Origin of the sequence: Sporomusa malonica (assembly GCF_900176355.1) — a bacterium.
In the GTDB taxonomy this organism is placed as follows: domain Bacteria; phylum Bacillota; class Negativicutes; order Sporomusales; family Sporomusaceae; genus Sporomusa; species Sporomusa malonica.
The window spans coordinates 1-25,619 of record NZ_FWXI01000036.1; the positions used below are offsets into that span (position 1 = coordinate 1).

Consider the following 25,619-nt stretch of genomic DNA (forward strand, 5'->3'; position numbering starts at 1 on the left):
CGCCGGCCGGTTGTCAGCCAGATGGTAATGACTTCGTCACCAGCCGGGTAGATATCCCGCAGGATCTCAATCCGGATCTGGGGCGGTAATAAGGGCTCCAGAGCTTTGATGGCTGCCTGATATTTGGCCTTCAGCGCGATGATGCCTTCTTTGGCACCTGTTGCCTCCATGGCCTGGGTGAGGCCCTGAAGGAGTAGTTCCGGATAGCGGGCTGCCAATTGCTGGTCTGTTCTGAGCATGGGTTCGCATTCGGCCGCATTGACGATATAGATGTCGGCTTGGGCGGCCAGTTTGACATGGGTAGGAAAGCCTGCGCCGCCGGCGCCTACTACGCCAGCTGTTTTTACGTTTGTGACGATATCACTCATACGCCACATCCGGATTCAAATGTCTCTTTGTCAATAATGCCCACGACCATGGCATCAACTGGGATATGGGTATCTGGCAGGCTTTGTCTGGCCGAAGAGCCGCTGGCAATCATGACGATTTCGGTTTCACCGGCGCCAATCCGGTCACCAACAACCAGGGTGTCGCCGCGGCCTTCCAGATACACTTCACCGGTTTCTTTATATTTCATGACCACCGGCTGTACTACCAGAAACTTAAGCCCTCTCAGGGACTCTTCTTTGCGTGTCGCCCACACATTGCCAATGACCCGTGCGATGATCATAAGAACCGAACCCCTTCCCTGTAGACTTCTACTTTCTGCTGTTTGAGTACATCGATGGCGCCTGGCGTAATGACTGTTGTTTTACTCAGCCGCACGACTCCGCTTAGCCGTAAGGCCTCTTTATTTGATAGCAGTCTTTTCTCATAGGTTACACCCGCAGGCTGTTGTGGTTGAGTTTCTGGTGGTTGTTGGCTGCTATAAGGTGCGGGGATAGTTTGCAAAGCCTGACTGTTGTGCGGTGCTGCCGGTTGGCTGGTAAGGCCTGCAGGCTGTGGCCCGGCGGTACAGTTCCCATGCATCAGGACGCCAAATTCGGCGACTTGGCGGAGATAGCCGGCAAATAGCTGCCGGTATTTTTCCGGTGTTTTGGCGGTAAAGCCCCACTGCACCTGCCCGATTTCCACGGGTATGCCGGTGGCGATGGCCCAGGCCACCAGTTTGGTGGTTGGGTCGGCGCTGAGGCCCAGGGCGATTTGGGCCAGTTGGTCGGGGGTACACACCGGGATCTGCAGCCGGGCCCAGTGGGACTGTTTGATGGCTTGTTCGTACGTAACCCGGTTTATTTTGTTGGCTGCCAGTTCAACCGGGCCGATAATACAGACTTCCAGGCTGTAGTCCTGGCTATACCGCTGGGCGAGTTCAGGCAGCTGGCGCACGCCGTCCTGGTGATTGAGCACGATCAGACAGCCTGGCTTAGCCCCTTGTCCCGGAGTGCTTTGGGTGAGCAGGGTTTGCAGCTCAGGCGATGACAGGATCCGGGTGATGATTTCCTTCAGCATGGCTTCGTTCATGAGCTACACCTCCACAATGATACACTCTGTATCTGGTTTTACTAGGGCTGCATTGGCTTCATCGGTATCGAGGTGCAGCTCGCCTTTAAACTCCTTGCTAACCCGGACAAGTACATTCTGAAACAGGGCAGGCCGCTGACTCTCGACGCGCACAGTGACCCGTTGTCCGTCCCGGAGGTTCCATTTTTTTGCCTGATCGCTGTGCAGATGGATATGCCGCGCGGCAACGATGGCGCCGTGGTCTAATCGTACGGTACCGGCCAGCCCGATGAGTTCTACGCCGCTTGTCCCTGCAATCTGCCCGGAATCGCGCAGCTCTGGCTCAATCCCCAGGTGAAAACAATCGGTCACACTGACTTCTACTTGGGTTTCCGGGCGGACTGGCCCGAGAACGCGAACGTTTTCAATGTTTCCTTTGGGCCCCGCTAAGGTAACGGTCTCCTCAGCCGCAAATTGTCCAGGCTGGGACAGCTCTTTCCGTTTCTTTAGGGAATAACCGGCGCCGAAAAGTAGCTCCAGATGGTTCTGTGACAGATGGAGATGCCGGTTGGATATGCCGATGGGGAGGATCCTCTTTTCCCGCTGTTCACTCCGCCGCTGGCAAAGAAGAACATAGAACAGGCTTGACAGCCGGTTGAGCAATAGGATGATATCAGGCCGGCTGCAGCTGCCGTCATCGGCGGTAAAGGCACGATTGGCATAGAGTTCAACCTCCCGGATCTTGGAACGCAGGCTGTTTAACCGGGCGACGATCCACCCGTCCTGATAGCTCATGGGCGTATGGGGGATGCCAAAGTATTTGTCCGGATGGTGGGACATGTCCCTGATCTCGTCTGCCGTCCAGCCAAATAGAGTGCCAAACTCGATGGGCAGCTCACGGACTTCTGCTACCATGAGCTGTTGGGCACGCAGGGCCACTTCTTCTAATTGGGCTGCGAACTTGGTTTCGCCAGCCTTGACCAGCAGGGTTTGCGTTTCCACCAGGTCACAGCCAAACCGGTCAAGCTGCCCCCGCCAGGCAATGACCGGATGGGTTTTCAGAATCAGCTGCTTGCCCCGCAAGTGTGTCATGTGTTCAGGTTTTGGGTGTGAGGCTTCGCCAGCAGAAGCTCTGCTGGCAGCATTGCCCTGGTTAGTCGACAGCATTCTCCCTGCCGCGGTGGGAGTCTTCTCCGGCTCCGCCTTTAATACGGTCTCCCCTTCATACTGAACCTGTATCGCTTGTGATCGCAAGAAATCGCGCGCTGAAGGTGTGATGATACTTCCTTGGGGAATGGTTATGGTATTTGACTTTGTCTTATGCCAATTGGCCCTAAGTACGTGTTCGGATATAATCACAAGTATCACCTCCCGGTTGTTTCAGATGGTAGCGCTTAAGAGGTGATTGATTAATTGCCGTAGGCTTTATTATCACCGACAGGCAAGACATATTCCACACTGGCATGAGGCCGCGGAATGACGTGCACACTGACAATTTCACCGACACGTTCGGCTGCCAAGGCACCTGCGTCGATAGCTGCCTTTACAGCCCCGACATCACCACGAACCATCACAGCTACATAGCCGCCAGATACATGTTCTTTGCCACACAAAGTAACGTTGGCAGCCTTTAACATTTGGTCAGCAGCCTCAATGGCCGGAATTAACCCCTTGGTCTCAATCATGCCTAACGCAACTACATTGCGTACTTCTGCCATTTTATTTTCCTCCTCGAGTTTTCTTACTAGTGGTATTTATCAATTCACAGTACACTTCATTGCCTTCATGACTTCTTCAATAACGGCTTTTATAATTTGCGCGTCGACAGAACTTGTAGAACTAACGGTTGGTGCTCCGGCTGCGGGCTGAATTGCTGGACGCTCCGGGATATTGACATGCCAGGCAACCCGTTTGATATTGATTAAATGTAAGGGAGTTACGTTCTCTGAAACACTTGATCCACCCCAAGTTCCACAACCAAGGGTAAACGAGGGAGCAAGTTCAGTTGTAGCGCCAACCCCGCCTAACGCCGAAGGGGTATTTACCAATACGCGGAAAATTGGCTTTCTCAGGGCAAATTCCCGGATTACCGCTTCGCTATTGGTATGGATGGCCAAGCTATGACCAATGCCGCCAATATCTAGCAACTGCATGCACTTTTCGCAGCCTTCTTCCCAATCCTTTACCTGGTAGAATCCCAACACAGTAGTCAGTTTTTCATAAGACAGCGGCCACTGTGATCCAACGCCATTCAGTGGAGCCACCAAACACTTGGCATGCTGAGGCACATTAATACCGGCCATTTTCGCAATTACTTGCGGATCTTTCCCGACCACCCGGGGATTCATGCTGTTGTTCGGCAACATGACCACCTTAGAGACCTTCTCGACTTCCTCTGGTTCAAGAAAATGCGCGCCGTAGCGCTTTAATTGCTGTATCAGTTCTCCAGCAATACATTCTTCGGCTACTATTGCCTGCTCGGACGCACAAATTGTACCATTGTCGAAAGTCTTACCGGCGATAATATACTCAGCCGCTTTTGCCAAATCTGCTGTTCGCTCAACAAAAGCCGGAACATTACCAGGCCCAACCCCAAGCGCCGGTTTGCCGCTGCTGTAGGCAGCTTTCACCAGGGCGCTCCCGCCAGTGGCTAAGATGACTGATGTGATCGGATTTTTCATCAATTCCTGAGTGGCTTCCATCGAGATATTTGTCAGACAACCAACAACACCCTCAGGCGCTCCGGCGGCAACAGCCGCGCGGTTCATAACAGCGGCTGCCTCAGCGGTACAACGAGCTGCTGTCGGATGTGGAGAAAACACGATGGCATTACGAGACTTGAGGGCAATCATTGCCTTGTATATGACCGTAGAAGTTGGATTTGTTGTCGGTACAATCCCGGCAATTACCCCGACAGGTTCGGCAATCTTCCACAATTTTTCCTTTGTCTCAATAATTCCGACTGTTTTCATATCCTTGATATAATCATACACATGCTTTGCGGCAAAATAGTTTTTAAAACACTTGTCCTCATACTTACCCATACTTGTTTCACTTATCGCCATTGATGCCAAGCGGCATGCTTCTGCTTCTCCGGCATCTCGCATTGCCTTGATAATATCGTCTACTTGCACCTGCGAAAAACTTTTTAGGACATTTTGAGCTTCTTTGGCTTTTTTTAGCAGATTGCGCACTTCTTGCACAGATGCTAAATCCCGGTCAAGTTCCACTATTATCCACCTCTCCCAGTTAGAACTTCAGTGCGTTGGTTGCCACGTCAATTACAGCTCGCTGAAAAGCTTCACAGGCTGCCCGGCAAGCACTTTGTGTCCCTGTTAAGAGCGCCCCGCCGAAGTTGGTCTCAGTCGGCGGACCGTAGAGCACTTTCATTTCTACTTCAGCGGCTTTCAATGCTGCATCAATTCCATACATGGCCTCAAGGGGAGGTGCAATCAGATAGGCTAATGGTTCACCATTTGGTATTCCGGCAGTTTTGGACAGATAACTACCAGTTCTGGATATGGTATGAGCAAACCAGGCTGTAGCCCCACCATCACAAGTATAAAAAACGGCTTCATTTTCCAGATGACTAATACAAGCGTCCATACCAGCGCTTACTTCGGCCGGCGACGGCCCAGCCAATATGCCGATGATTTCGCCGGATCGGGGGCCTGAGGCGTGGGCTGCGCCCGCATAAAAGCTTTTAGCATATACAACATCCACTTCGGCTTTTTTGGTTGCCTCATCAAGAGCGGTATAGGTCGCATCGTCAATCGTAGCAGTAATTAGGCCAATTGATTTTTGGTACGATTCTAATCCCAGTTTTTCAGCAAAATCGGGTGCAACATTGGGAATAAAACGTACAGCAAGAACCTTCGGCTTAATCGGTTCGATCATTTCATAACCTCCCTTTTTCCAACACTATCTAAGCTTCACTTCAAATTAACTCCTGTCGCCTTAGCATCAAGGATTCTTTTTAATAAATCCGCTAAATGCGCCCCGGCTTCCGCTGACGGCAAGCCACCTTTATGAATATTACTGACTACCGTTCTTTCACTTTCAAGCATCCCCCGGCGAGCATTATAGCCAATATAGGCGCTCATACTTTCCCCAGTCCCCAGACCAGGCCGTTCCCCAAGGAGAACAATCACAACTTCCGGTTTGAGCTCCTCACCAATTACGTCCATAATCCCTACGCGGGCATATTTTACAAAAATGGTTGTTCCCACAGCAATTCCCATGCTGTTTAACCCTTGAATCATTGCCGGCAGCAAATTGGGAATATTGGCTTCAACCGCCTTGCTGGACAAGCCATCAGCAACTACCACCTGTACTTTGACCCCTTTTTCACACCTCTGCCGCAAAATTTCGATATTCTCAGCATCAAGCAATCTACCTAAGTCCGGTCGCGTCAAGTATTCATCTTTGCTAGAACATTTCGTTACCACCGGTACCATGTTATATTGTGCGGCAAATTTCTCTGGCACCTCTCCCAGGACAGAATCCTGCGCCATAGCGTGATCGGCACGGAAACGGAGCAAGGTATCTGTCAAAGGACGTACACCGGTGCGCCATACTCCAATCCGGGATGGTGTTGCCAGTTTCATATCTTTATATAGTTCTGCATTTACCGGCTCAGGGACTTGAAGATATTTCTGCAAATCGATCCCCGCCAGGTCATCCAAATAGTCGTCCGCATACTCTGTCTGCCCCTCAGAAGACATTTGCTGCCGTGGAGTTACGCTGCATTCAACAGAGTCTATTGCTGTTTTATTCATCTCCGCCAGCACCTGTTCCACAATCAGACGGATATTATTGTCCACCCCCATAAATCCTGCCTCCTATTTCGTAAAGATGGTAGCGTCACCGGCCTTGGGCGTTAGCTTGCCGTCTCTCATAATGCCCATCCGCTCTGCCCAATTCTCAAATTCCGGCAACGGCCTAAGGTTATACACCTCACGCAAAGCTGAAATATCGTGATAACTGGTCGTCTGATAATTTAACATAACATCATCGCCCATTGGTATCCCCATAAAGTAGGTACAACCTGCTGCAGTCAGTAACACAGCCAAGTTTTCAATATCATTCTGGTCGGCCTTCATATGATTGGTATAGCAAGCATCTACCCCCATCGGCAGGCCTGTCAGTTTTCCCATAAAGTGATCTTCCAGACCAGCACGTGTTACCTGACGAGTGTCATACAAGTACTCCGGACCGATAAATCCGACCACGGTATTTACAAGAAAAGGTTTATAATGACGCGCCAAACCATAACAACGCGCCTCCAGTGTAACCTGGTCGGCACCATGATGCGCCTCAGCTGATAGCTCAGACCCTTGTCCTGTTTCGAAATACATGATATTAGGTCCAGTAGCCCGGCCTTCTTTTAAGCCTACTGCATAAGCCTCATCCAAAATTCGGCTATCAATACCAAAGGCCTTGTTGCCAGCCTCTGTACCGGCAATTGACTGAAATAAAAGATCAACCGGTGCACCCTTTTGGACCGCCCGTAACTGAGTCGTAATATGAGCCAACACACAAATCTGTGTAGGAATTTCCCATTCTTGAACAAACTGATACAGTGTTTCTAAACTGCGGATAACTGCCGGCAAGGTATCATCTACCGGATTGAGTCCAATTACAGCGTCTCCCACACCATAGGCTAACCCCTCGCGAACGCTGGCAAGAATGCCATCAACCCCATCTGTCGGATGGTTGGGCTGAAGGCGGGCGGCTAAACATCCCGGAACACCAACCGTTGTATTGCAATGAGCAGTATTTCTAATCTTCCGTGCTCCTACTACCAAATCAAGGTTGCTCATCAACTTAGCAGCCGCCGCAACCATTTCAGGCGTTAGACCACGGCTGATGCGGTGGAGTTCCTCATGTGCAGTGTTCGCATCTAGAATATACTGACGAAGTTCGGCCACCGACCAATTTTTGATTGACCGGTAGACCGGCTCGTTCACATCATTGTCAATAATCCTTGAAACCTCGTCCACTTCCAGCGGCACCACCGGGTTGTTACGGAGATCTTCAAGTGTTAGTTGAGAGAGCACATACTTAGCAGCTATCCGCTCGGCGGCATTCTCTGCAGCTATGCCTGCCAGGATATCGCCAGACTTGATCTCATTGGCTTTTGCGAGAACCTCTTTAACGCTTTTAAAACTAAAGCTTTGGCCCATAAGCCTCGTTTTCAGCTTCACGCGTTTCACTCCTTCCTTTGCCTGGTGCAAGTCTTTATCGCGCAAACACCAGGGTTTTTACAATGACCGGAACTGCTTCTTCATAAGGCAGGGGTTTTGCTATATCGAGAAAATCTCCAAGCTTTAGGTCTATGCCGTCCAGGCATACTATTTCTTGCTCAGGCAGAATGCAGCGCAGGCTTTGTCCCAACACCTTGCCAATGTCTTGCTGCGCCACAACTACTTTAGGAGTACCGTCCAGCTGCATTAGCTCTGTGGCAAGCTGCCGGGCCAAAGCGACAATTGTAGTAAAATTAGTGTCAGGCAATGGTGGCACAACCAAAGCAAATGTCCGGTACAAAGAATTGTCAAAATTCCGGGCTAGATTGACCCATGTCCAAGTCCCGTCCGTCCTCTGTTCAGGGTAGATTGCCGGGATATTTCTCAAGGGTAAAACATTCTTACTGACCATGACGGTCGACCCGGATACATTTACAGTATGGATACCTGCCCCGAGTACGGTCGCATGAATGGTTTCTTCTCCCTGATAAACCTGCAGCGATTTAAACGCCATACTGTCACGATATGCCTCGGCAAGTAACGGCCCGACATCGCCGTGAACCCACCAATTCTCCAGTTGCGGTTGATAAATATAACGGGCAACGCCACCGGAAAAAACTATTCCATCTAAGGCAACAGCCGGCAAATGATTGGTCATTACTAACGCCGCATCTCCTGCTGCCGACGGTTGATGAAACAAAACTCGGTCGACACAGTGCGTCATCTCAGTTAAGCAAGCTTTAATAGCTGCCTGCTCTGTCTCAAATGAACAAGCAGGAAAAAGTGTCCTGCCTGATTGATTCTCTAAACAGCTTGCCAGTTTCTGTGCCGGGGGGCTGATATACGAAAGCCGGTGTGACAGTGTGTCGACCTCAAATAGTCGCCCCCCCACATTAATACATGCTGTTCCGATGCAAACACCGCGATCAAAAATAGCGATATTGGAAGTACCGCCACCAATATCCAAATTGGCCACCCGCATATGCTGTTGCTTGGAAATCGCCTCAGCACCAGAGCCCTTGCCAGCAATCACACTTTCTAAATCCGGCCCTGCAGTCGCTACCACAAATTCGCCGGCAAATTCTGCCAAAGCATGAACAATTTCTGCTGCATTTTCTTTCTTGGCAGTCTCCCCAGTGATAATAACTGCCCCAGTGTCAACATCCTGGGGTTGAATGCCTGCACATTGATACTCATGCGCAATAATATTGCGCAAAGCGGCTCCATCAACCTGGTTACGGTCCAGAAAGGGCGTAAAGTGTACCGCCCCCATATACACCACACTCTTCCGTGTGATTTCAATTTTAGGAACCTGAGTTCCCGGCATAACATTAACCAGTGTCAGCCGGGATAAGACCATTTGGGTAGTAGTCGTCCCAATATCAATCCCGATACTGGTAAGAGTAATTTCCTTTGTCATAATACTTCATGATCACTTGCTGGTATCAGCAGGCTTTGCTGCTGCTTTAGCCGGTTTTTCTTCAGCCGGCATACTTGGCAATATGGCTTCCAGCTCCGCGTGTGGCCGGGGTATAACATGACAACTGACAAGTTCGCCAACACGTTCAGCAGCAGCGGCACCTGCATCGACAGCTGCTTTCACGGCCCCGACGTCACCACGCACCATCACAGTTACCAGCGCTCCGCCCACTTTTACCTTGCCGATTAACTGAACATTAGCCGCTTTTACCATGGCATCGGCAGCCTCTATGCTTCCCACTACCCCTTTTGTCTCAACCATGCCTAAAGCAACTAATCCATCTTTGTATGACATGCTTTATTGCCCCTTTCGTAAAAATGATTCACTGTTTTACTGCTTATCCAATTCATCCAACACACCGAATTCCTCTTCAAAAGGCCGGATGTTTTTGTTGCCCCAAATAAAGTAATAGACTATCGCTACGGCGTAAGCTACGGCAACCCAGATTAGACTATCAACACTTGCCACCAAAAGGCTGATTACACAAAATACTGCAATAACCAAGCTGATGGCCGGCACAGTCGGAAACATCGGAACTTTAAAGGGACGGTTCATTCCTGGTTCCTTAGACCGTAGTACAAACAGGCTTACCAGACTGATAATATACATGATTACCGAGCCAAATACAGATATGGTAATTACAACATTTGTCAAGCCTGTCAAGGCGGCACCAAGCCCTACTAGTCCTGGCAAAATCAATGCCCATACTGGCGTGTGATGTTCTGGATGAACATATGCCAGGAATTTCGGTAAATATCCGGTACGAGCCATAGCATACGTTTGGCGGGAGTAACCGACAATAATGCCATGCAGCGAAGCAATTAAGCCAAATAAGCCAATAAAATTGATTGCCATAACCCAAAAAGATTTTTCACCAAAGACACTGCTTAAAGCCAATGGTAACGGAAAATCCACTGCTTCAATCAATTTAACATCCGCAATACCGGCAGTAAGGAAAAGTGTCGCAAAGGCCATTACTGTCAAAGTTCCCATGCCAGTCAAAAAGCCGATAGAAATATCTTTTTGCGGATTAACCATTTCTTCGGCTGCCATGGCGCCGCCTTCAATGGCCAGATAGAACCAGATAGCAAAAGGAACTGCCGCCATAATTCCACTATAGCCATTCGGCAAAAGCGGCTCGGCCATTACCCGGGACATTTCAAAATGCGGTATAGCCAAAATCCAATAAATCACTAGGCCAATCAGTGCTACTACTGTAACAATAAGCTCAAATGTAGCTGATACTTTCATTCCCCAATAATTGATAAAGATAAATAACAAAAATGCAACTATTGTTGCTGTCATTGCAGGGATATCAGGCATAATATTATGGATATACCCACCTACCGCTAAGGCAATGGCCGGCGGCGCAAATACAAATTCAATGAGGCAGCTTATCCCGCTCATATAGCCCCAAAACTTACCTAAGGCCCGCCGCGCATACGCAGATGGACCGCCGGCATGCGGAATCGCTGTTGCGAGTTCTGAATAAGAAAGAATAAATGTCACATAAAAAATAGTAACTGGCACAAGCGCAATGGCTAACCCGATTACCCCACCTGCACCAAAACCATAACTCCAGCCAAAATAATTCCCTGAAATAACCAGTCCTACAGCCAAGGCCCAGAGATGGATAGGTGTCAAAACTCGCGTAAGTTGAGTGTTCTCTCCTCCGGTACTGGCTTGAGCACTATTAACTACCGGTTTTTCCAAATTACTCATTACATGCTCCCCCTTACTTTACTGATTAGACAATCGTGTAACACATAGATCCTAGTTGTTTTATTCCGCCCCCCTAACCGCCTGATTTTTTTATCCAGTTCACCACCACCTTAATTCTGCTTCTAAGGCAGGGTGTTACTGTTTGTTAAAAAAATAGCGCCCTTTATGACTGTTAAGCTAAGCTTAACAGTCATAAAGGGCGCTATTACCCATATTCCCTTGTCTGCTTCCAACTCACACCGACCAAAATGGCGTTTACTCTTAAATCTACCTTGTATCAACAGTTTACTAAGGGCGCTATTGCCCTACAGTTTCCTAGCTAACTACGTACAGCATCAGATGTTCAATTCTGAATAAATCTTCAATTTTGATAATTCGCCTTGTATTTAATAATTCCTGCAAGATTTTGCTCAAAAATATAAAAAAATTGCTAAGCTAACATTGTCCCGAACTCTTCTTCGCCTTCTGACTTATAATAATTCGTTTAGCCAACTCCACCAAGGTTAACCGTTCCCGCATGGCTTGGCGCAATAATTGCCGATGAGCCTCCTGCTCTGAAACACCCAGCCTGTCTTTTAAAATAACACGAGCATGGGCAATTGTTTGCTGATTGGCTAGCTGATCTTTTGTCTCGGCTAATTCTTGTTTAATATTTTGGGTATCTTTCCATCTGGCATATGCTATGCGAACCATCGCCAGCAGACCGTTCTCCGAGGTTGGTTTTACAAGATAACCACAAACATTCACACATTCAGCACGCCTGATAAAGCTCGCTTGACTGTAGGCAGTAAGCATAATCACCGGAATATTCATGCCCTGAAAGATTTTCGCGACTTCTAACCCATCAAGGTTAGGCATCATAATGTCCAAAATAGCCAAATCTGGCGAAGTACGTTTTGCAACTTCAACAGCCTCACGCCCATTGGAGCACTCGCCGCACACCACATACCCTGCGTTTTCAAGCATGGCTTTAACATCTACCCGGGTAAGTGCTTCATCTTCCGCGATCAGTATCGACAAGGGAGTCATAATCTTCCTCCTTCCTATACAATGGAAATGAAACCTTCGCTATTGTTGAACCTGTACGGCGTTCGATCTGGAATGTGCCACCCATTTGCTCACAAACCAATAATTTAACCAGATACAACCCCAGTCCTTCACCTGTTATACATAGAACTATATCGCTATCCTGGCTCTCGGTATCGGCAATCATCATGTGAACAATTCCATCAGATTCTTCTACAAAAATGCTGATTTCTCCGTCTATTACCTCTTTGATGCCATGTTTCAGACTATTTGTGATTAGCTCATTGAGAACTAATGCGACAGAAACAGCCTGGCTATCAGGGATTCTTACTTCTTGCCCCTGCACAGATATTTTGATGTTTTGATCTGATAAAGTGTAACTTTCCACCAGATTTTCGGCAATATAGCCAGCTAAATCCAAAATATTCAGGGAATTCCAGTTTTGATGCGCAAACACGTCATGGACCCTCGCAATGGAGAGAATTCGGGCTACACATGCTTCGAACTCTTTCTTTACAACCTCTGAGCCCATTCGCCGTTTTTGTAAATTTAAGAGGGATACAACATTTTGCAAATTGTTTTTTACACGATGATGAATTTCTCTAATGATGGCACTTTGCACATCTAACTGGCGTTCCTTCTGCCGTAATTCTGTAACATCCTGAATCGAGACGACACAGCCTGATAACTCCATATAATTCACCAGCGGGTGAACTCGAAAAAGGAAATGGGAGTTATCCACTTTATACTCCATCGGCGAGGCAAGACTGTCTAACATCTCCTGCATTGACCCAAAAGATAATGCTTTCATTAAATTAGCGCCTAATGGTGAGTCAGGAAAGTAGGCCTTACTTATCCGTGTCGCATTTTTATTCGCATAAATAATTTCCCCTTTTTGATTAAGGACAAAGATGCCGTTACCGACCCACTCCTCCCAGGCAAAACCAGTAAATGTCAATGACATTAAGGTACTACTTAGTCGTTCTGCCGTTTGACTAAGAAATTCAACTTGTTCCTCGTGGCGAATTTCTGCTGAAATATCCTTTTCCATAATGATTACACCGATGACTTTTTTGTTTCTGCTGCGAAGCGGTACAACCGTCTGATCAATAGGAACGCCCTCTTGACTCAATCCCCGAACATTTCGGACAATCCCCTCCCGGGAGAAAGCTTGAAATACCGCAGGCTCCTTAGTAGCATAAGCAATCTCGCCAACCACACTCTGCTTGTACAGTGAACGCCCTGGAGGATGCACCCAGGCCAGTACAATCGAATCAACGCCATTTTTTAATAAGGCATCAATAAAAATATCAGTTCCTGTTAACTCAGCAATAATTGGCAACTGCTGGACCATATTCTCAAGATCATCTACTTCACTCAGGTTCAAATCCGTATATTGCTGACAAAGACTACGAAATACTAGCGAGTCATACTCTTCTTTCACAGACTAAAGCCTCCATAATACTTCATCATTAAGCCTTCTTTGTCCGTTTTATTTGTAATACGTACATTTTGACATGGCTCTACATTTTTTGTCAAGTCTAGTATTAATTACCACAAACTGAGGCCGAATCCTTTAAAATAATCATCATCTAATACAATGAAGTAAGCAAATTCTAACCGTTTGTTAGAATTTGCTTACTTCACTGTAAAAACAAGAATGAACTTTATCCTTAGATTTTTAAACCCAGTTTATGATAGCCTCAGCAATAGCCTTTCAGCAGAAGCCAGATATGGCCACCGCCTCATTGTCCGCTTATTGTCTAGATGGCCTGTTCTCTTTTCCCCACTCAGACATAAGATCCAGTATCGGAAGTAATGTTTTTCCTTTGGCTGTTAACGAATATTCTACCTTAGGTGGAATTTGATGATATTCTTCCCGATGAATCAATTGTTCAACTTCCAGTTCTTTTAGCTGCTGACTTAACATTTTATGAGTAATCCCTGGTAGAACTTTTTTCAACTCACCATATCTTAGCACTCCATTTGCAGACAATCTGTAGAGTATAAGCCACTTCCATTTACCACTGACAACAGATAGTGTATAGACGATCGAACAGTCGCAGTTTTTTGACCAATTTGCCATTATTACTCTCCTTTTATATAGTATCTACCATAAAAGTGCATACTTTCATTTTTAATAAAATAATATATACTTTAGAGGAAGCAGTCAAGTAAACATGAATAAACTGGAGGGTATTATCTATGAACGTATTAGGGATTAACGGAAGCCCCAGAAAAAATTGGAATACGGCAACGCTATTGAATAAGGCTCTGGAAGGAGCAGCTTCACAAGGGGCTACAACTGAACTCATCCATCTTTATGACCTCAACTTTAAGGGATGTATAAGCTGTTTTGCCTGTAAATTAAAAGGTGGAGCAAGTTACGGGAAGTGTGCTTATCAGGATGACCTGACCCCAGTCTTAGAAAAAATTGAAAAGGCTGATGCTATTATCCTTGGTTCTCCTATCTACTTTGGAAATGTTACTGGTGAGATGAGATCACTCATCGAACGTCTGGCCTTTCAATACCTTGTATATGACAAAAATTACTCATCCCTTGTTGAAAAGAAAAAACCGGTCGGTCTTATCTACACAATGAATATTAGGGAAGATATGGTTAAGGAATGGGGATATGACCGTGTCTTCTCTGCAAATCAAATGTGCTTTGAGAGGCTTTTCGGAACTACAGAGACTTTGCTGGCCACAGATACTTATCAATTTAGCGATTATTCCAAGTATGTTGTAACAGCATTTAATGAAGCTGATAAGGCTAAACGACGCCAAGAAATATTTCCAACCGACTGTGAAAAAGCCTTCGACATGGGAGCTAGATTTGTAACTAAAAATCTTTCAGATATTGGCGCAGGAGAGCCAGCCGGGCAATAAATGATACGCTAAATTGATGCCCTCTGTTCAGTGACTCCTTTTTTAGAAGTAAGCGTCAAGTAAGTGGTGGATAAAAACAGAGCAAACCTTGATGTACTACTCAAGGCTTGCTCTGTTTACACTTTGTTTGAATCTCGGAATTCCAGGGAAGATAATCAAGCCAAAACCGTCCCTCAGCATTACTGTGGGTAGTATCACCCTGAAACGTGTTAACATAATCTATCGCTTAAATTATTTCAACACAATTTGAAAACATAGCCTAACAAAACTATACTTGCTGCTGTTTATTTGCCGCTGATCTTTTTCAGCACATCTGCTGTGACATCCACGCCGCCGGAAATCACTTCTTTCTTGCTGATAATGATAGATAAGCCCTTTTCTCTCACCACTTCATTGGCGGCTGCCACCACTTTGTCGGAAATTGGCTTTAACAATTCCAACCGCTTCTGTTCCAACCGCAGCATAAGCTGCCTGTCAAGTTCCAGTTTTTCCTTATCGCTCAGCTCGGCAATTTTACTTTCATACTCCTGCTTTGCCTTGACCTGCTCGGCTTGCAGCAAGTCATTGGCCTTTGCCGTGTCGGGGTGCTGGTTGACCAGGTAGAGGAAGTCTGCATAGCCCACTGGCCCAAGGGCCGGAGCGGCCTGGGCGGCACCTGCTGCCAGCAGCAGGATCAGGGACAATACTACAGGGATAATCCGTTTTCGCAGCAGACGTATCATTCTTGTTCCTCTCCCTTTGGCGCCGCTGTTGCAGGTCCGCCTTGTTTCAGCACGCCGGTGTTAATCAATTTTTGAACAATGTCCTGCTGAAGGGATAGTGCTTGGATAAACCCCTCCAGTGGCATAATCAGCCTCTTGTTAATTTCGACCACCGGCTGGCCGTTGTCGCTCTTGAGATGCGGCTGCACTGTCAATAAATCAATGCGGACCAGTTGGCCAGTGACGTGGACGGCACTGATGCCATCGGCGAAGAATTCCTGATTCATAGTAGTCCTCCTTAGTTATCTTAATTATTAAATGACAATCACTAAAAGCGATCCGCAAAACATGCGGACTGCTGCCGGTTAATGCAGGTATACCGCTGCTATAGACTGTACCGTAACACCCAGATTTTGCAGCGCTGTCAGAATCCCGGTGGCAACCACCAGTTCGCTGCTGTCGCCGCCGGCCTGGAGCAAGGCGACTGCCGCTTCATTCACCGGATGAATGCTGAGCGCGCCGTCCGCGTAATGGATCCTGAATTCAGCCTGGGCGCCAGCCACGGCGGCTAGGTGGTAGGTCGTTACCGCCGCAGTATCCGCCGGCTCAGTCGGCACTGCCTGTACGCCGGCGGCTGCTGGAGCCAGCGTCAGACCATCGCTGCCGCCGGTCGCCGCATAGTAGCCGACAGGCTGCGCCTCTTCGCCCGGTTTGACCGATAATACAGCCAGATTGCCGGAACTTTCTGCTGCTGATCCGGTTGCCGGGATTGCGTTCACAGGCGTTACCGTCAAGGTCTGGCCGGATACGGCTACGTTATAGCCGCTTGTCTGCCCGCCTAACGGCGTTAGCTGAACTGGCGCCTGGCTTGGACTTGGCGGTGCAACGTCCGGTGTCTGAACTGTCGGCACAAACGGTGTGAGGCCGGCCTGATTAATGCCTGTTTGGACGATTTCTACCGGTACGGAATTCCCGCCTGTTTCATTGCCAGGTAAAACCGGACTAGCAGGCTGGATGGTCGTCTGGTTGCCGGAACGCGTAACGGCGGTCTCAATTTGCTCATTGGGTGCAGCCGGAAGAATATCGGCTGTCACACCGGCTGTTTGATTAAGCAGTGTATAATTGGCAGCGTCGGTGCCGACGAGAGTCAAGCCGCCGATGCTTACCGGCTTGCCGGTTCCTAGAGCGGTATCCATAAACACAGCGCTGCCGCTCACCGTCAGGCTATCTCCCGCCACACGGTTGTCTTCGTAGGTTACCGGCGCTGTCGAAGTACCGTCATATACCTTGCTGCCGCCTACCGCCGTCACCATCAGCGTCTTAGACGTTACTGTCAGTTCATTGAGCGAGATCGCATTATCCATGAATGTGTATCCTAATGAGCTGGCTAAACCGCCTGTATAAGTCACCTCATGGCTGCCGGCGGTATAGTTGCCGCTGCCTGACAGCGAACCGCCGATGCTGAAGGCAGCCGTGCCACTGATGTCGGCCGTTGCAGCGGTATCGCCATCAATCAGTCCGGTATATCCGGGCGTAAAACTGCCAGGCGATGTGCCGTAAGTAGCACTCTGGCTTCCCGGCGTCACGCTGATGACGGGAGCGATGCTGTAGAAAAACCAGTTGCCGCTGGAAGCATAGTCTGGCGTTGTCCCGGCTGTATAGGCTTGATTATAATGTTTGCTGTAGCCTGTCATACCTTCAATCGTATCAGTCGGGTTTGCCGAATAGACCATATACCGGCCTGCGTTCGCCACCAGCCCGGTATTGCTGGCCGTATTGTTGATGAACTTCTCGCCTGCCGTCAGCAGGATATCTCCGCCCGAGCTGCTAATGCTGCTGCCGATGGTGATATCTTGATCGGCAATTAAGGTGATGTCGCCGCCGCTAACAATTCCCATGCCATTATTGCCAGCATCACCATCCGGGACACTGATGGATTTTCCCTGCAGCTTCACAGTACCTGACGCATAAAGATTTTCATAGGCCGTATTTACAAGAATATCTCCCTTGTCATAATAGTTAACATTTACCGTACTGGTATTGTTATCATTGGTGTAAGAATATGTGGTTATTTTCTCTGCATGGTTGTTGGCATTGGTTAAATCGAAATTACCTTCACCAAGGTAAAGATCCAGAGCGCTAATGGCTGCTGTCTGCGTGATTGTTCCGCCGGATTCAAGACCTAAGGCTCTTTTAAAGCCGCCGGCAGTCATAACTCCATTGCTGGTTAGTCCCACAGTACTGCCAACAGTGCCAATGGAGAAGCTGCTTGTGGTGCCGATTGCGGCTGTGCCAACATTACCGGCAAGGGTATTGATTGTCAAATCTACGCCAGGTGATCCATATAGCCAGAACCTGGCTGACGGTCCTATTAACTCAAGTCCATTGGCAGTAATAGAGCTTCCCATATTGACAACGGATGCAATCCCGTCAATAGTCAATGTGATGTTTCCCGTACCGGCATTAATGCCGCCATACGAACCAATGGGATATATAGCCAGACCTCCACCATCTGACAATGCATCATGGAATTTGATGTCATGATTATTGGAAACTGCTGCGAAATAATTGGCTTTGTTCAAACCGTTAAGCGTTATATCACCGTCAGACAGAACGACGAGACTATCCGCCTCAAGTGCTCCCGCGCCACTTTCGGTTATAGCTGATGAATTTACTAAACGGACACTCGTCCGGTACTGGTTATCGGCAGAATTATTTACCATGTAATCGGTGATTTGAATTGCCCCGGTGCTCGTGTCGCCGTATTGAATATTACGCGAGGTGGCTCCGCCACTGCCTGTTACGATACCAAGCTTAGCGTATTCAGCCGCCGAAATTTCCAGGGCGTTGGACGCAGTGTCAGTAGTCGAGCCAAAAGCAATACCCCAGCCTGCTGTGTAAGGCGCAATCTTGGCCCACGTAGCGTTTGTTTGCCCCTGATCAACTTGGGCGTTAATCGCCATGCGGTCTGCGGTCAAACCAAAAGTATGAGTCGAGTAATGCCGGGCAACCGGTGCATCAATTGTCAGCAAGCCGCCTTCTGACGCCACAGTGAGAAAGAGGTCCTCCAGCACGTCCAGCCCGCTGACACTGTTCACCGTCCCTACCGTGAGCGGCGTACCTGTTGTCAGCTTGAGACCGCGGGCGGATCCGGCCAGTGTCCGTATCCCGTTCTGGCTGCTGGTCAGAGTATAGACGGCGCTGCCATCCAGCAGCAAATTGCCGTTAATTGTACCGCTGCTGAGATTGGTTGCCGCATTCACCTGTGTAGCGTTTTCAGTTGCGTACATAGAAATATAGCCGTTAGCGGCTGTGATATTGCCGCCTGCTAAATTAAGACCTTCTATGCCGCGCACCGTCACATTGCCGCTGCCGGCGGACAGAACATCACCAGCCAGGATAATCCCGGTTTCATTGGCAGGTGCCGTGCCGCCGTTATCGTTGGATAAGCTGATATTGCCGCTACCGGTTGTTTCAATGCGGGTCAGTGAAGACGTGTTGATGCCGGCATTGCCGTTTGCCGAAGCATCTCCGGCAGAGCGATGACCGGTTATTGTAATATCACCGTTGCGACTGCCAATATAGACTCCTTTGTAGGTGGTTGATTCACTTATATCACGGCTATCCGAAAAGATATTGACACCGGTAAAATAATTCTGGCTGCCAAAAGAGTCAGTACCGCTGTTGTTGGACGTTCCCGTTATGGTAATGTTGCCGGTATCTGTTTGGATAACCGCCGGCACTGTCGGCTGAAGGGTTCCGTCTAGTCCGGTGTAAGATTTAATGAATACACCAGTACCGCCCGTCTGGCTTGCGTCACTGCCCCCTGTCGCATCGCCTATGCCGTCCAGGATTATACTGCCACTAGTCGTGGTCAGGCTGCCGCCGTTAATCCGGACACCACTATAGCCTTTGCCGCGTACGGTAATATCGCCTGCACCGGTATTAATCGTAGAAGTGGCAATCCAAACTCCCTCATATTCATAAGGATCGGCGGCAACGGCATAATCAGTTCCATTGTTCCCGCCGCCAATTATCAGTGAACCGCCATTGGTGGTAACTGCTGAATTCTGCAACAGACGGACATAACCGCCATTGCCGGACAGGTTGGAGGCCATGAGTACATTAACCGCCGCATTACCTGCCGTAATAGCGCTACCTTGGTTTAAAATCAGATCATTGCCTGAACGCAGTGTTAACGTGGTTGGCATATTTGAGGTAATCGTAATCGGGGCATTAATATATAGGGTCGCGCTGCCGGAAACCGGAGAAGGCGTTGTGATTGAAACCGGCCCCGTGGCGGTAATGCCGCTGACCGAACCCACTGTATCAATGGAAACGCCGCCGGTTTGAACAAAGGTAATACTGCCGGTGTCGGCCGCCAGTCGACCGATAATATAGTTGGCGTCATCCAAGACATAGCTTGCACCCGAGCCTTTCAGTACCAGGCCGTCGGCAGCTATTGTAATCCCGGATACATCAGTAACTGTGCCGCCATTGGATTGCAAGGTAATGACGCCGCCGGTATTGTTAAGTGTTGTGCCGGCGTTAATATTGCTATTCAGCGCAATATTACCATCGGCCGCAATCGTAATGGCCTGTTTGTCTGTTGTCAATGTTCCAGAGGAACTGACCGAGCCTCCCACACCATTAACAGCCACCCCGGTCAAAGAAATGGTGCCGGTTCCGCCAGTCGAAATTGTGCTTCGGTTAGTCAACGCATAGCCTTGCGAGTTAGTACCGGTTGCTGTCAGGGAAATATCACCACTGGTTGAGGAAATAGCAGTGCCGGCCACGGAATAGATGCCGCGGAGGTCTGTGCCAACTGTTCCCCCTGTACCAGTGATATCAATAGTTCCTGTATTAGTAGTTACAAAACTGCCTGCACCGCTTTTGTCGATGGCGACGCCAAAGTTGTAATCGCCGCCTGCCCCGCCAACACCTTGCAGGGAAATATCGCCGCTGCCTGTTGACTGAAGAGAACTATCATAAAGCCAAATGCCGTAATTGAAACCTTCAGTCCCTGCACTGGAGGCACCAATACCGACTAGGGAAATGTCGCCGTTGACGGTTTGAATTAACGAGTCTGTCAGCATCCTGATCCCTTGATTCTGGCCTCGCGATGCATGCGTGCCTGCTCCTGCCGTTCCTTCTACTGTTATATTGCCGGTGCCGGTCGTCTCAATCAGCACCTTTGTCAGCCATATTCCGGTATTGTGCCAGTCCGTTCCGCCTAGGCTTGTACCTTTAATAGTAATATTGCCATCCTGACTGCTAATCGCCATGTTGGCCCGGCTGGCAGTGCCCTGCATATTAACTCCATTCGCTGGAACGCCAAGACTGCTTGTCCCTTCGATCCAGATATCGCCGGTTGTCGTGGTCAATTTGGAGTCTGTCAAAACAACAGCAGTATGACCGCCATCGCTTTTCATCACTATTTTTCCACTGCCGCTTATTAATTCCGCATTGTTGAGCTGAATGGCGTTGTCGTTAGGATTGCCATTAAGCGCGCCTAGCACACCGCCTGTTACTGCCCCGCCAAGCAGGATGTCGCCGCCGGAGGAAAGGATTTTCGAACCCGACGTGTTCATTAACATCTTGATTGATCCTGCTGAAGTTGCCTCCAAACCGGCACTCAGCGTCACATCAAGAGCGCCATCCGTAGACTGAATGATGGCATCAGTCAGCGTAATATTCTGCCCGGCCTGCATTGTGATAAATGAGCTGTTGCTGCCGGTATAGGTCATAGATGCGCTAGTCATGTTGATATCATTGCTGGCTACTAACATAAGACCACCGCCAGCGGTAATCGCACTGTTGATGTTAATATTCCGGTCGGCCTGCAATGTCAGCGTATTATCGCTGCTCCAGGTAACGGTATCGTTGACATTGATGTCGCCGCTGCCGCTGGCCGAACCATCGCTGGAGTGGATGGTTATATTGCCACCGCTGAGATTGGTGCTAAGCGTTGCGCCGGTTATATCGCCGCCACTGGCAGCAATGGTGTAATTTTGCGGATCTAACAGCCAGTTTCCGCTTTTGCCGTTTACCGACAGCGTATTGACTCTGGCCGTATCAGCTACTTTCAGCGTCTGCTTGCCTGACGTTTCCACCTGCCCGCCGTCGCCGCCGTTTTGACCACCCTTGGCCGTAATGGTGCCTGCAAAGGTGGTTTTATCATCCGACCAGACTACCACTGTACCGCCGTTGCCGGTATTGGTCGCACTGGCGTCCAATACCGCCGAAGCATTCACCGTCGTGGTTTTGGCATGACTGATATCCCCGCTGCCCTGCCAGCCGCCGCCGATGTTGATTTGTCCGCCGCCGGTTGCGCCGCCGGCCAACAATCGGGCATTATCGCCAAGCACAATATTTTCACCAGTGACTTCAATGACACCCCCCATACCGGTTGTAGACGATGCATCCAATGTTCCCGAAGTCTGCACAGCACCGCTTGTCCCGCCATCCAGCACGATCTTGCCATTTTTTGCCGCCAGCCCCTGCGCCCGGATGATGCCGGTATTGTTTACCACCGTACCTGTCAGATCCCCGGCGGCTTTGGCCGTCATGACCACTAAGCCGCCATTGGCCTGGATGAGGTTGCTGTTGGTTACCTGCGCGTCCAGTGCTGCCTGGCTGACGTTCAGGTTAATCAGGCCGTCGCCGGTAAAGTCCAGTGTGGTAGCGTTGCCGGCCGCCAGCGCAACTGAGCCTTGATTGGCCAGGATAACACCTTCGTTGGTAACTTGGTTGCCTAAGAGCGCCACATAGCCGCCATCCGCCGCCTGGATTGTTCCCTGGTTCAGCACAGTTCCGCTGCCGTCTGTACCGGTAAAGGTGTAGTTCCCTTTCAGGAAATCACTGTCGCTCAGATTCTGCGTGGAAGCCACCAGGCTGCCGACGTTGACCTGCGAACCGGGAGCGAACAAGATACCGTTAGGATTAATTAAAAATACTTTGCCGTTGGCGTTGAGGGCACCGTAAATAGCCGAGCCGCTATTTCCCACAACCCGGTTTAACGCCACTGAACCGGCGCCGGGCTGCAGGAAGCTGACTGTCTCACCTTTGGCAATGTTAAAGCTCTGCCAGTTAATAGCCAGCTTGTCTGTCGCTTGGGTAATGGTGGTAGTTGTACCGCTATTAGTAATAGACCCGCTGCCGCTGGTCACTGTTCCACCGCTGGGATTGGCCAGACCGGTCGCGTAGACACTGAAAAATATCGTTGCCGCAGCAACGGCCGGTACAACCACTCTGGACAATGCCCGCCGCCAATGCCTTTTCCATTTGCGTTGCATGGTTACCCCTCCTTAAAAATATTTTACACCCTGCAGCCAAAGCCGGCCATTTTTGTCCGTATCGGACTGGGCGGCAGTGCTGCCTGCCTTCCAGGCATAGTTAGCTTTAACTGCATAGTCACCCGGCACGCCCCACAGGATGCCCAGACCGGCTCCGGACAGTGACCGGCGGTTATCCTGGTCAGTCGAGTCTTTTTCGATATGAGATACACCGGTATCATAAAAGCCGACGAGCTGCAGCGTCTGCTTCGATTCTTTGAGTGGTATGTTCCAGTGCAGTTCTCCGGTAAACAGCCAGGCTTCGTCGCCGGAAGCCTCATCAGCCGGATAAGCCCGCACACCATTGGCCCCTCCTAAAGAAAATCGCTCCGAAGAATCCAGTTTAGTTGAAGCCCATTGCCCACTGAAGGCCGTTTGCAGGAACAAACGCTTATTGATTGTCTGCTGCCGGAACAGATTGTAGGCAGTCTTATTCCAGTGGCCGGTCGGCGGCACGCTCGCATTGGACTGAGCTGACAAGCCGCCGTCATACCATTGGAGGGAATAGGCAGTAACACCACCACCCCCGTAGCTGTCGCGATTGTCACCACTCAGCCCTAGGCTGACGGCATGGGAAGACTTATCGGTCACACTACTGATTATATCCGTCCGATCACTAAAGGTTTTATGATCATATCCAAACTGCAGGTTCATATTGGATGTGCGTGAACGGAGCAGAGCCCAGGTCAGGTCGGCGTGTTTGCTGTAGGCAGTGCCGTGGGCCTCAAGATAGGCATAGTCTTCGCCCAGCCAGTAGCGTACTTTGGAATATCCCATATTGAGCGTCAGTCCGTCTGCCACTGGCAGGCAGTAATTGGCTCCCGTCAGGGAAATGTCCGAATCAGCGCCAGTTACACTTAGACTTAACGTATCCCCGCTATCGGTCAGATTTTCCACATTGTAGGTAAGCGCACTCTGCACCCGGCCAATGAAGCGGTTGCCCCAGTTATTGACCGTGATGCTGCCATGGGTATCGCCTATTTTGTCGGTAACTTCCACAATGCAGTCAGCAATACCGGCACTCTTGCCGGGTGTTAAAGTCAGCTTGGCGGCTACGCCGGCAAGGTCGCCTACCAGCAGGGCGACGCGCTCCAGTTCTTTGTTGTTGATATAGGCGCCCGGCTGCAGAGCAGCCAATTGTTGTCTGATCGCCTGTTCACTGATGGCACTCTTGTTTTTCAGGATGATATCACCATAGCGGCCCACTACCACTGCGATCTCCAGCCTGCCCTGGTCAAATTCCTGCGCCGGCAGGTATGCCTGGGCAACCAGATAGCCGTGATCCTTGAAGTATTGAGTGACTTTAGCCGCTATTTGGCTGAGTTCGCTGAAGGTCAACTCTTTATGTAACTGTTCTTGATAGAGAGCCGCCAGTTCAGTGGTAGTAAAGATATCCTGGTTGATGACCGTAATGTCTTCCACCCGGACTTTAAGGCCGCCAGCCTCGCTCAGCGGCGGCCGCAGCGGCTGTTCTTTAACCGTCAAATCAGGCCGCTCCTCTTTCGGCAAAAATTTCCCGGTAATCTGCGTGCTGCGCAACACTTGGCCGGCGTCGGGCAGGTCGGGGGCAGGAGCGGCGAAGCAGGGAGCCACAAGAGTTAATAATAAAGCAGTAGACAGCAGGCAAACTTTGTTGTGTTGAATATGGTGAGTTTTATATAAGTCCATAATATCCTTCCCTCCTGTTTGGTATGTTTTCATAGGCATGATCTAGCGATCCTGCGCGTTCTTAGAATGTTGACCGATACAAATCCTCCTTTTTGCTGGGAGTGATAAAAAAAATGCCAAACTGCATAGCAAAATCACTAATGCAGCTTGGCAATCTTAGATGATAATTCGTTAGACCCATAGCTTTGCGTCCCTGCCTTTCGCCAGGTTTGCCCAATATGCCGGCGTTAGGAGAGACATGCTAGCATTGCGTCAATAAGAAATTCTCTCATTTCGCCTTGATAATAATTTTCTAAAAATAGGAATAATTAGTAATTACGCCATAAATCGCCAGAATCCTGCTTTTTTTTGTTGTAAATTAAATTAATCTCAATTATTTACATATTTATTCTTTATCTCTGGAAACAAAATGCCTCATATATAAGTTTTTTGAGTCCGTCTAATGTAAGCGTCAAGTAAGATGGTGATTAAAAACAGAGCAAACCTTGATGTATACTAATACTCAAGGCTTGCTCTGTTTACACTTTGTTTGAATCTCGGAATTCCAAGGAAGATAATTCAAGCCTAGATCTCTACTTCTAACCTAAAATTCGGTTTGAAGTACATTATCACTGTTTTGTTAGGCTCTCTCCTATGAATAAATAATTTTTTACCATCTGACTCTAATTTTTCAACTGCTCTCACATTAATATCAAAAATCGGGAGAGGACAAGGGAGGACAAGGTGACGGTTCTTTTGTCTAACCTCGCAACATCTTATTTATTTTATCCTTATTCAAACATGTAATTGCTGCTATCTGACGTATTGATAGATTGGTCTTATCTCTAAAAATTCTAATAACCTCTTCCATTATTTGGGCATTATTATCTCTTTTTTCTTCCATTAAGCTATTCATCATTTCTCTAAATAGATTTTTGGCGTCCTCCTCATCCATTTTTTCGACTTCTTCAATATCTATAAATTCATCAGTACATTCCTGATTTACATATTCATTAAATTGCCTTTTGGCTGTTTGACGGTCTTCAGAAAAAAGTCCAAGAACCATTTTTGTATCCACTATTTTTTGATAGTAATGGTTCTCTTGCATATATCCAGCGTAGCTGCTCCATTTGTA

General features: G+C 48.8%; 20 protein-coding genes, 1 pseudogene and 1 riboswitch. Of the genes and pseudogenes, 1 reads left to right on the plus strand and 20 read right to left on the minus strand.

All coding sequences use genetic code 11. The annotated features are described in order from the left end of the window. The 15 genes and pseudogenes from B9A22_RS23535 to B9A22_RS23605 all read right to left on the minus strand — a co-directional run. A pseudogene (locus tag B9A22_RS23535) lies at positions 1-368 on the minus strand (electron transport complex protein RnfC); the annotation flags it as partial. Continuing rightward, entirely contained in the window at positions 365-670 is a 306-nt protein-coding gene (locus B9A22_RS23540; protein WP_084578381.1) for a EutN/CcmL family microcompartment protein, read from the minus strand. The gene B9A22_RS23540 and the pseudogene B9A22_RS23535, both read right to left, overlap by 4 nt. Continuing rightward, positions 667-1,347: a hypothetical protein gene (locus B9A22_RS23545; RefSeq protein ID WP_139796367.1), complete on the minus strand. Its 681-nt coding sequence runs from the start codon at positions 1,345-1,347 to the stop codon at positions 667-669. The genes B9A22_RS23540 and B9A22_RS23545 overlap by 4 nt, the downstream gene beginning before the upstream one ends. A 117-nt stretch (positions 1,348-1,464) precedes the next feature. After that, positions 1,465-2,799, minus strand: a complete 1,335-nt coding sequence (gene pduL / locus B9A22_RS23550) for a phosphate propanoyltransferase (RefSeq protein ID WP_084578383.1) — start codon at positions 2,797-2,799, stop codon at positions 1,465-1,467. A gap of 50 nt (positions 2,800-2,849) precedes the next feature. Further along, the gene (locus tag B9A22_RS23555; RefSeq protein WP_084578384.1) at positions 2,850-3,158 is read right to left on the minus strand and encodes a BMC domain-containing protein; all 309 of its coding nucleotides are present in this window, start codon (positions 3,156-3,158) and stop codon (positions 2,850-2,852) included. Between the two features lie 39 nt (positions 3,159-3,197). Beyond that, complete coding sequence (locus B9A22_RS23560; RefSeq protein ID WP_084578385.1) at positions 3,198-4,670, minus strand: acetaldehyde dehydrogenase (acetylating); 1,473 nt, start codon at positions 4,668-4,670, stop codon at positions 3,198-3,200. Between the two features lie 19 nt (positions 4,671-4,689). After that, positions 4,690-5,337, minus strand: coding sequence for an ethanolamine utilization microcompartment protein EutL (gene eutL, locus B9A22_RS23565; protein WP_084578386.1), 648 nt, complete (start codon positions 5,335-5,337; stop codon positions 4,690-4,692). 35 nt (positions 5,338-5,372) lie between these two features. After that, positions 5,373-6,269 carry an ethanolamine ammonia-lyase subunit EutC gene (gene eutC, locus B9A22_RS23570; protein WP_084578387.1) on the minus strand — a complete coding sequence of 299 codons (897 nt, stop codon included), beginning with the start codon at positions 6,267-6,269 and terminating at the stop codon, positions 5,373-5,375. Between the two features lie 12 nt (positions 6,270-6,281). Continuing rightward, positions 6,282-7,646 (minus strand): ethanolamine ammonia-lyase subunit EutB, encoded by a 1,365-nt coding sequence (locus B9A22_RS23575; protein WP_084578388.1) that lies wholly within the window; start codon positions 7,644-7,646, stop codon positions 6,282-6,284. A gap of 34 nt (positions 7,647-7,680) precedes the next feature. Continuing rightward, on the minus strand, positions 7,681-9,105 hold the full coding sequence (locus B9A22_RS23580; protein WP_084578389.1) for an ethanolamine ammonia-lyase reactivating factor EutA: 1,425 nt from the start codon (positions 9,103-9,105) through the stop codon (positions 7,681-7,683). A gap of 12 nt (positions 9,106-9,117) precedes the next feature. Continuing rightward, the gene (locus tag B9A22_RS23585) at positions 9,118-9,459 is read right to left on the minus strand and encodes a BMC domain-containing protein (RefSeq protein WP_084578390.1); all 342 of its coding nucleotides are present in this window, start codon (positions 9,457-9,459) and stop codon (positions 9,118-9,120) included. 36 nt (positions 9,460-9,495) lie between these two features. Then, positions 9,496-10,887: an ethanolamine permease gene (eat, locus tag B9A22_RS23590; protein WP_084578391.1), complete on the minus strand. Its 1,392-nt coding sequence runs from the start codon at positions 10,885-10,887 to the stop codon at positions 9,496-9,498. Between the two features lie 435 nt (positions 10,888-11,322). Beyond that, complete coding sequence (locus tag B9A22_RS23595) at positions 11,323-11,916, minus strand: ANTAR domain-containing response regulator (RefSeq protein ID WP_084578392.1); 594 nt, start codon at positions 11,914-11,916, stop codon at positions 11,323-11,325. Continuing rightward, on the minus strand, positions 11,882-13,357 hold the full coding sequence (locus tag B9A22_RS23600; protein ID WP_245824121.1) for a sensor histidine kinase: 1,476 nt from the start codon (positions 13,355-13,357) through the stop codon (positions 11,882-11,884). The genes B9A22_RS23595 and B9A22_RS23600 overlap by 35 nt, the downstream gene beginning before the upstream one ends. Positions 13,358-13,669: 312 nt before the next feature. After that, entirely contained in the window at positions 13,670-13,999 is a 330-nt protein-coding gene (locus B9A22_RS23605; protein WP_084578393.1) for a winged helix-turn-helix transcriptional regulator, read from the minus strand. Positions 14,000-14,118: 119 nt separating this feature from the next. Here B9A22_RS23605 and B9A22_RS23610 point away from each other — a divergent pair, with 119 nt between their 5' ends. Continuing rightward, entirely contained in the window at positions 14,119-14,802 is a 684-nt protein-coding gene (locus tag B9A22_RS23610; RefSeq protein WP_084578394.1) for a flavodoxin family protein, read from the plus strand. A 284-nt stretch (positions 14,803-15,086) separates the two neighbouring features. Here B9A22_RS23610 and B9A22_RS23615 read toward each other — a convergent pair whose 3' ends face one another. The 5 genes from B9A22_RS23615 to B9A22_RS23635 form a co-directional block, all read right to left on the minus strand. Next, positions 15,087-15,524 carry an OmpH/Skp family outer membrane protein gene (locus B9A22_RS23615; protein ID WP_084578395.1) on the minus strand — a complete coding sequence of 146 codons (438 nt, stop codon included), beginning with the start codon at positions 15,522-15,524 and terminating at the stop codon, positions 15,087-15,089. Further along, the gene (locus B9A22_RS23620) at positions 15,521-15,790 is read right to left on the minus strand and encodes a hypothetical protein (protein WP_084578396.1); all 270 of its coding nucleotides are present in this window, start codon (positions 15,788-15,790) and stop codon (positions 15,521-15,523) included. The genes B9A22_RS23615 and B9A22_RS23620 overlap by 4 nt, the downstream gene beginning before the upstream one ends. A gap of 78 nt (positions 15,791-15,868) precedes the next feature. Further along, complete coding sequence (locus B9A22_RS23625; protein WP_084578397.1) at positions 15,869-22,798, minus strand: two-partner secretion domain-containing protein; 6,930 nt, start codon at positions 22,796-22,798, stop codon at positions 15,869-15,871. A gap of 12 nt (positions 22,799-22,810) precedes the next feature. Next, entirely contained in the window at positions 22,811-24,544 is a 1,734-nt protein-coding gene (locus B9A22_RS23630; protein WP_084578398.1) for a ShlB/FhaC/HecB family hemolysin secretion/activation protein, read from the minus strand. Positions 24,545-24,643: 99 nt separating this feature from the next. Next, positions 24,644-24,729: riboswitch (cyclic di-GMP riboswitch) on the minus strand. A gap of 515 nt (positions 24,730-25,244) precedes the next feature. Then, the coding region (locus tag B9A22_RS23635; RefSeq protein WP_217806041.1) for a hypothetical protein at positions 25,245-25,619 on the minus strand (375 nt) is incomplete at its 5' end.

Bases quoted from the DNA above. Each gene is read 5' to 3' on its own strand.
- B9A22_RS23540 (WP_084578381.1), bottom strand. From the start codon at position 670: ATGATCATCGCACGGGTCATTGGCAATGTGTGGGCGACACGCAAAGAA.
- B9A22_RS23555 (WP_084578384.1), bottom strand. From the start codon at position 3,158: ATGGCAGAAGTACGCAATGTAGTTGCGTTAGGCATGATTGAGACCAAG.
- eutL (WP_084578386.1), bottom strand. From the start codon at position 5,337: ATGATCGAACCGATTAAGCCGAAGGTTCTTGCTGTACGTTTTATTCCC.
- eutC (WP_084578387.1), bottom strand. From the start codon at position 6,269: ATGGGGGTGGACAATAATATCCGTCTGATTGTGGAACAGGTGCTGGCG.
- B9A22_RS23580 (WP_084578389.1), bottom strand. From the start codon at position 9,105: ATGACAAAGGAAATTACTCTTACCAGTATCGGGATTGATATTGGGACG.
- B9A22_RS23585 (WP_084578390.1), bottom strand. From the start codon at position 9,459: ATGTCATACAAAGATGGATTAGTTGCTTTAGGCATGGTTGAGACAAAA.
- eat (WP_084578391.1), bottom strand. From the start codon at position 10,887: ATGAGTAATTTGGAAAAACCGGTAGTTAATAGTGCTCAAGCCAGTACC.
- B9A22_RS23595 (WP_084578392.1), bottom strand. From the start codon at position 11,916: ATGACTCCCTTGTCGATACTGATCGCGGAAGATGAAGCACTTACCCGG.
- B9A22_RS23605 (WP_084578393.1), bottom strand. From the start codon at position 13,999: ATGGCAAATTGGTCAAAAAACTGCGACTGTTCGATCGTCTATACACTA.
- B9A22_RS23610 (WP_084578394.1), top strand. From the start codon at position 14,119: ATGAACGTATTAGGGATTAACGGAAGCCCCAGAAAAAATTGGAATACG.
- B9A22_RS23615 (WP_084578395.1), bottom strand. From the start codon at position 15,524: ATGATACGTCTGCTGCGAAAACGGATTATCCCTGTAGTATTGTCCCTG.
- B9A22_RS23620 (WP_084578396.1), bottom strand. From the start codon at position 15,790: ATGAATCAGGAATTCTTCGCCGATGGCATCAGTGCCGTCCACGTCACT.
- B9A22_RS23625 (WP_084578397.1), bottom strand. From the start codon at position 22,798: ATGCAACGCAAATGGAAAAGGCATTGGCGGCGGGCATTGTCCAGAGTG.
- B9A22_RS23630 (WP_084578398.1), bottom strand. From the start codon at position 24,544: ATGCCTATGAAAACATACCAAACAGGAGGGAAGGATATTATGGACTTA.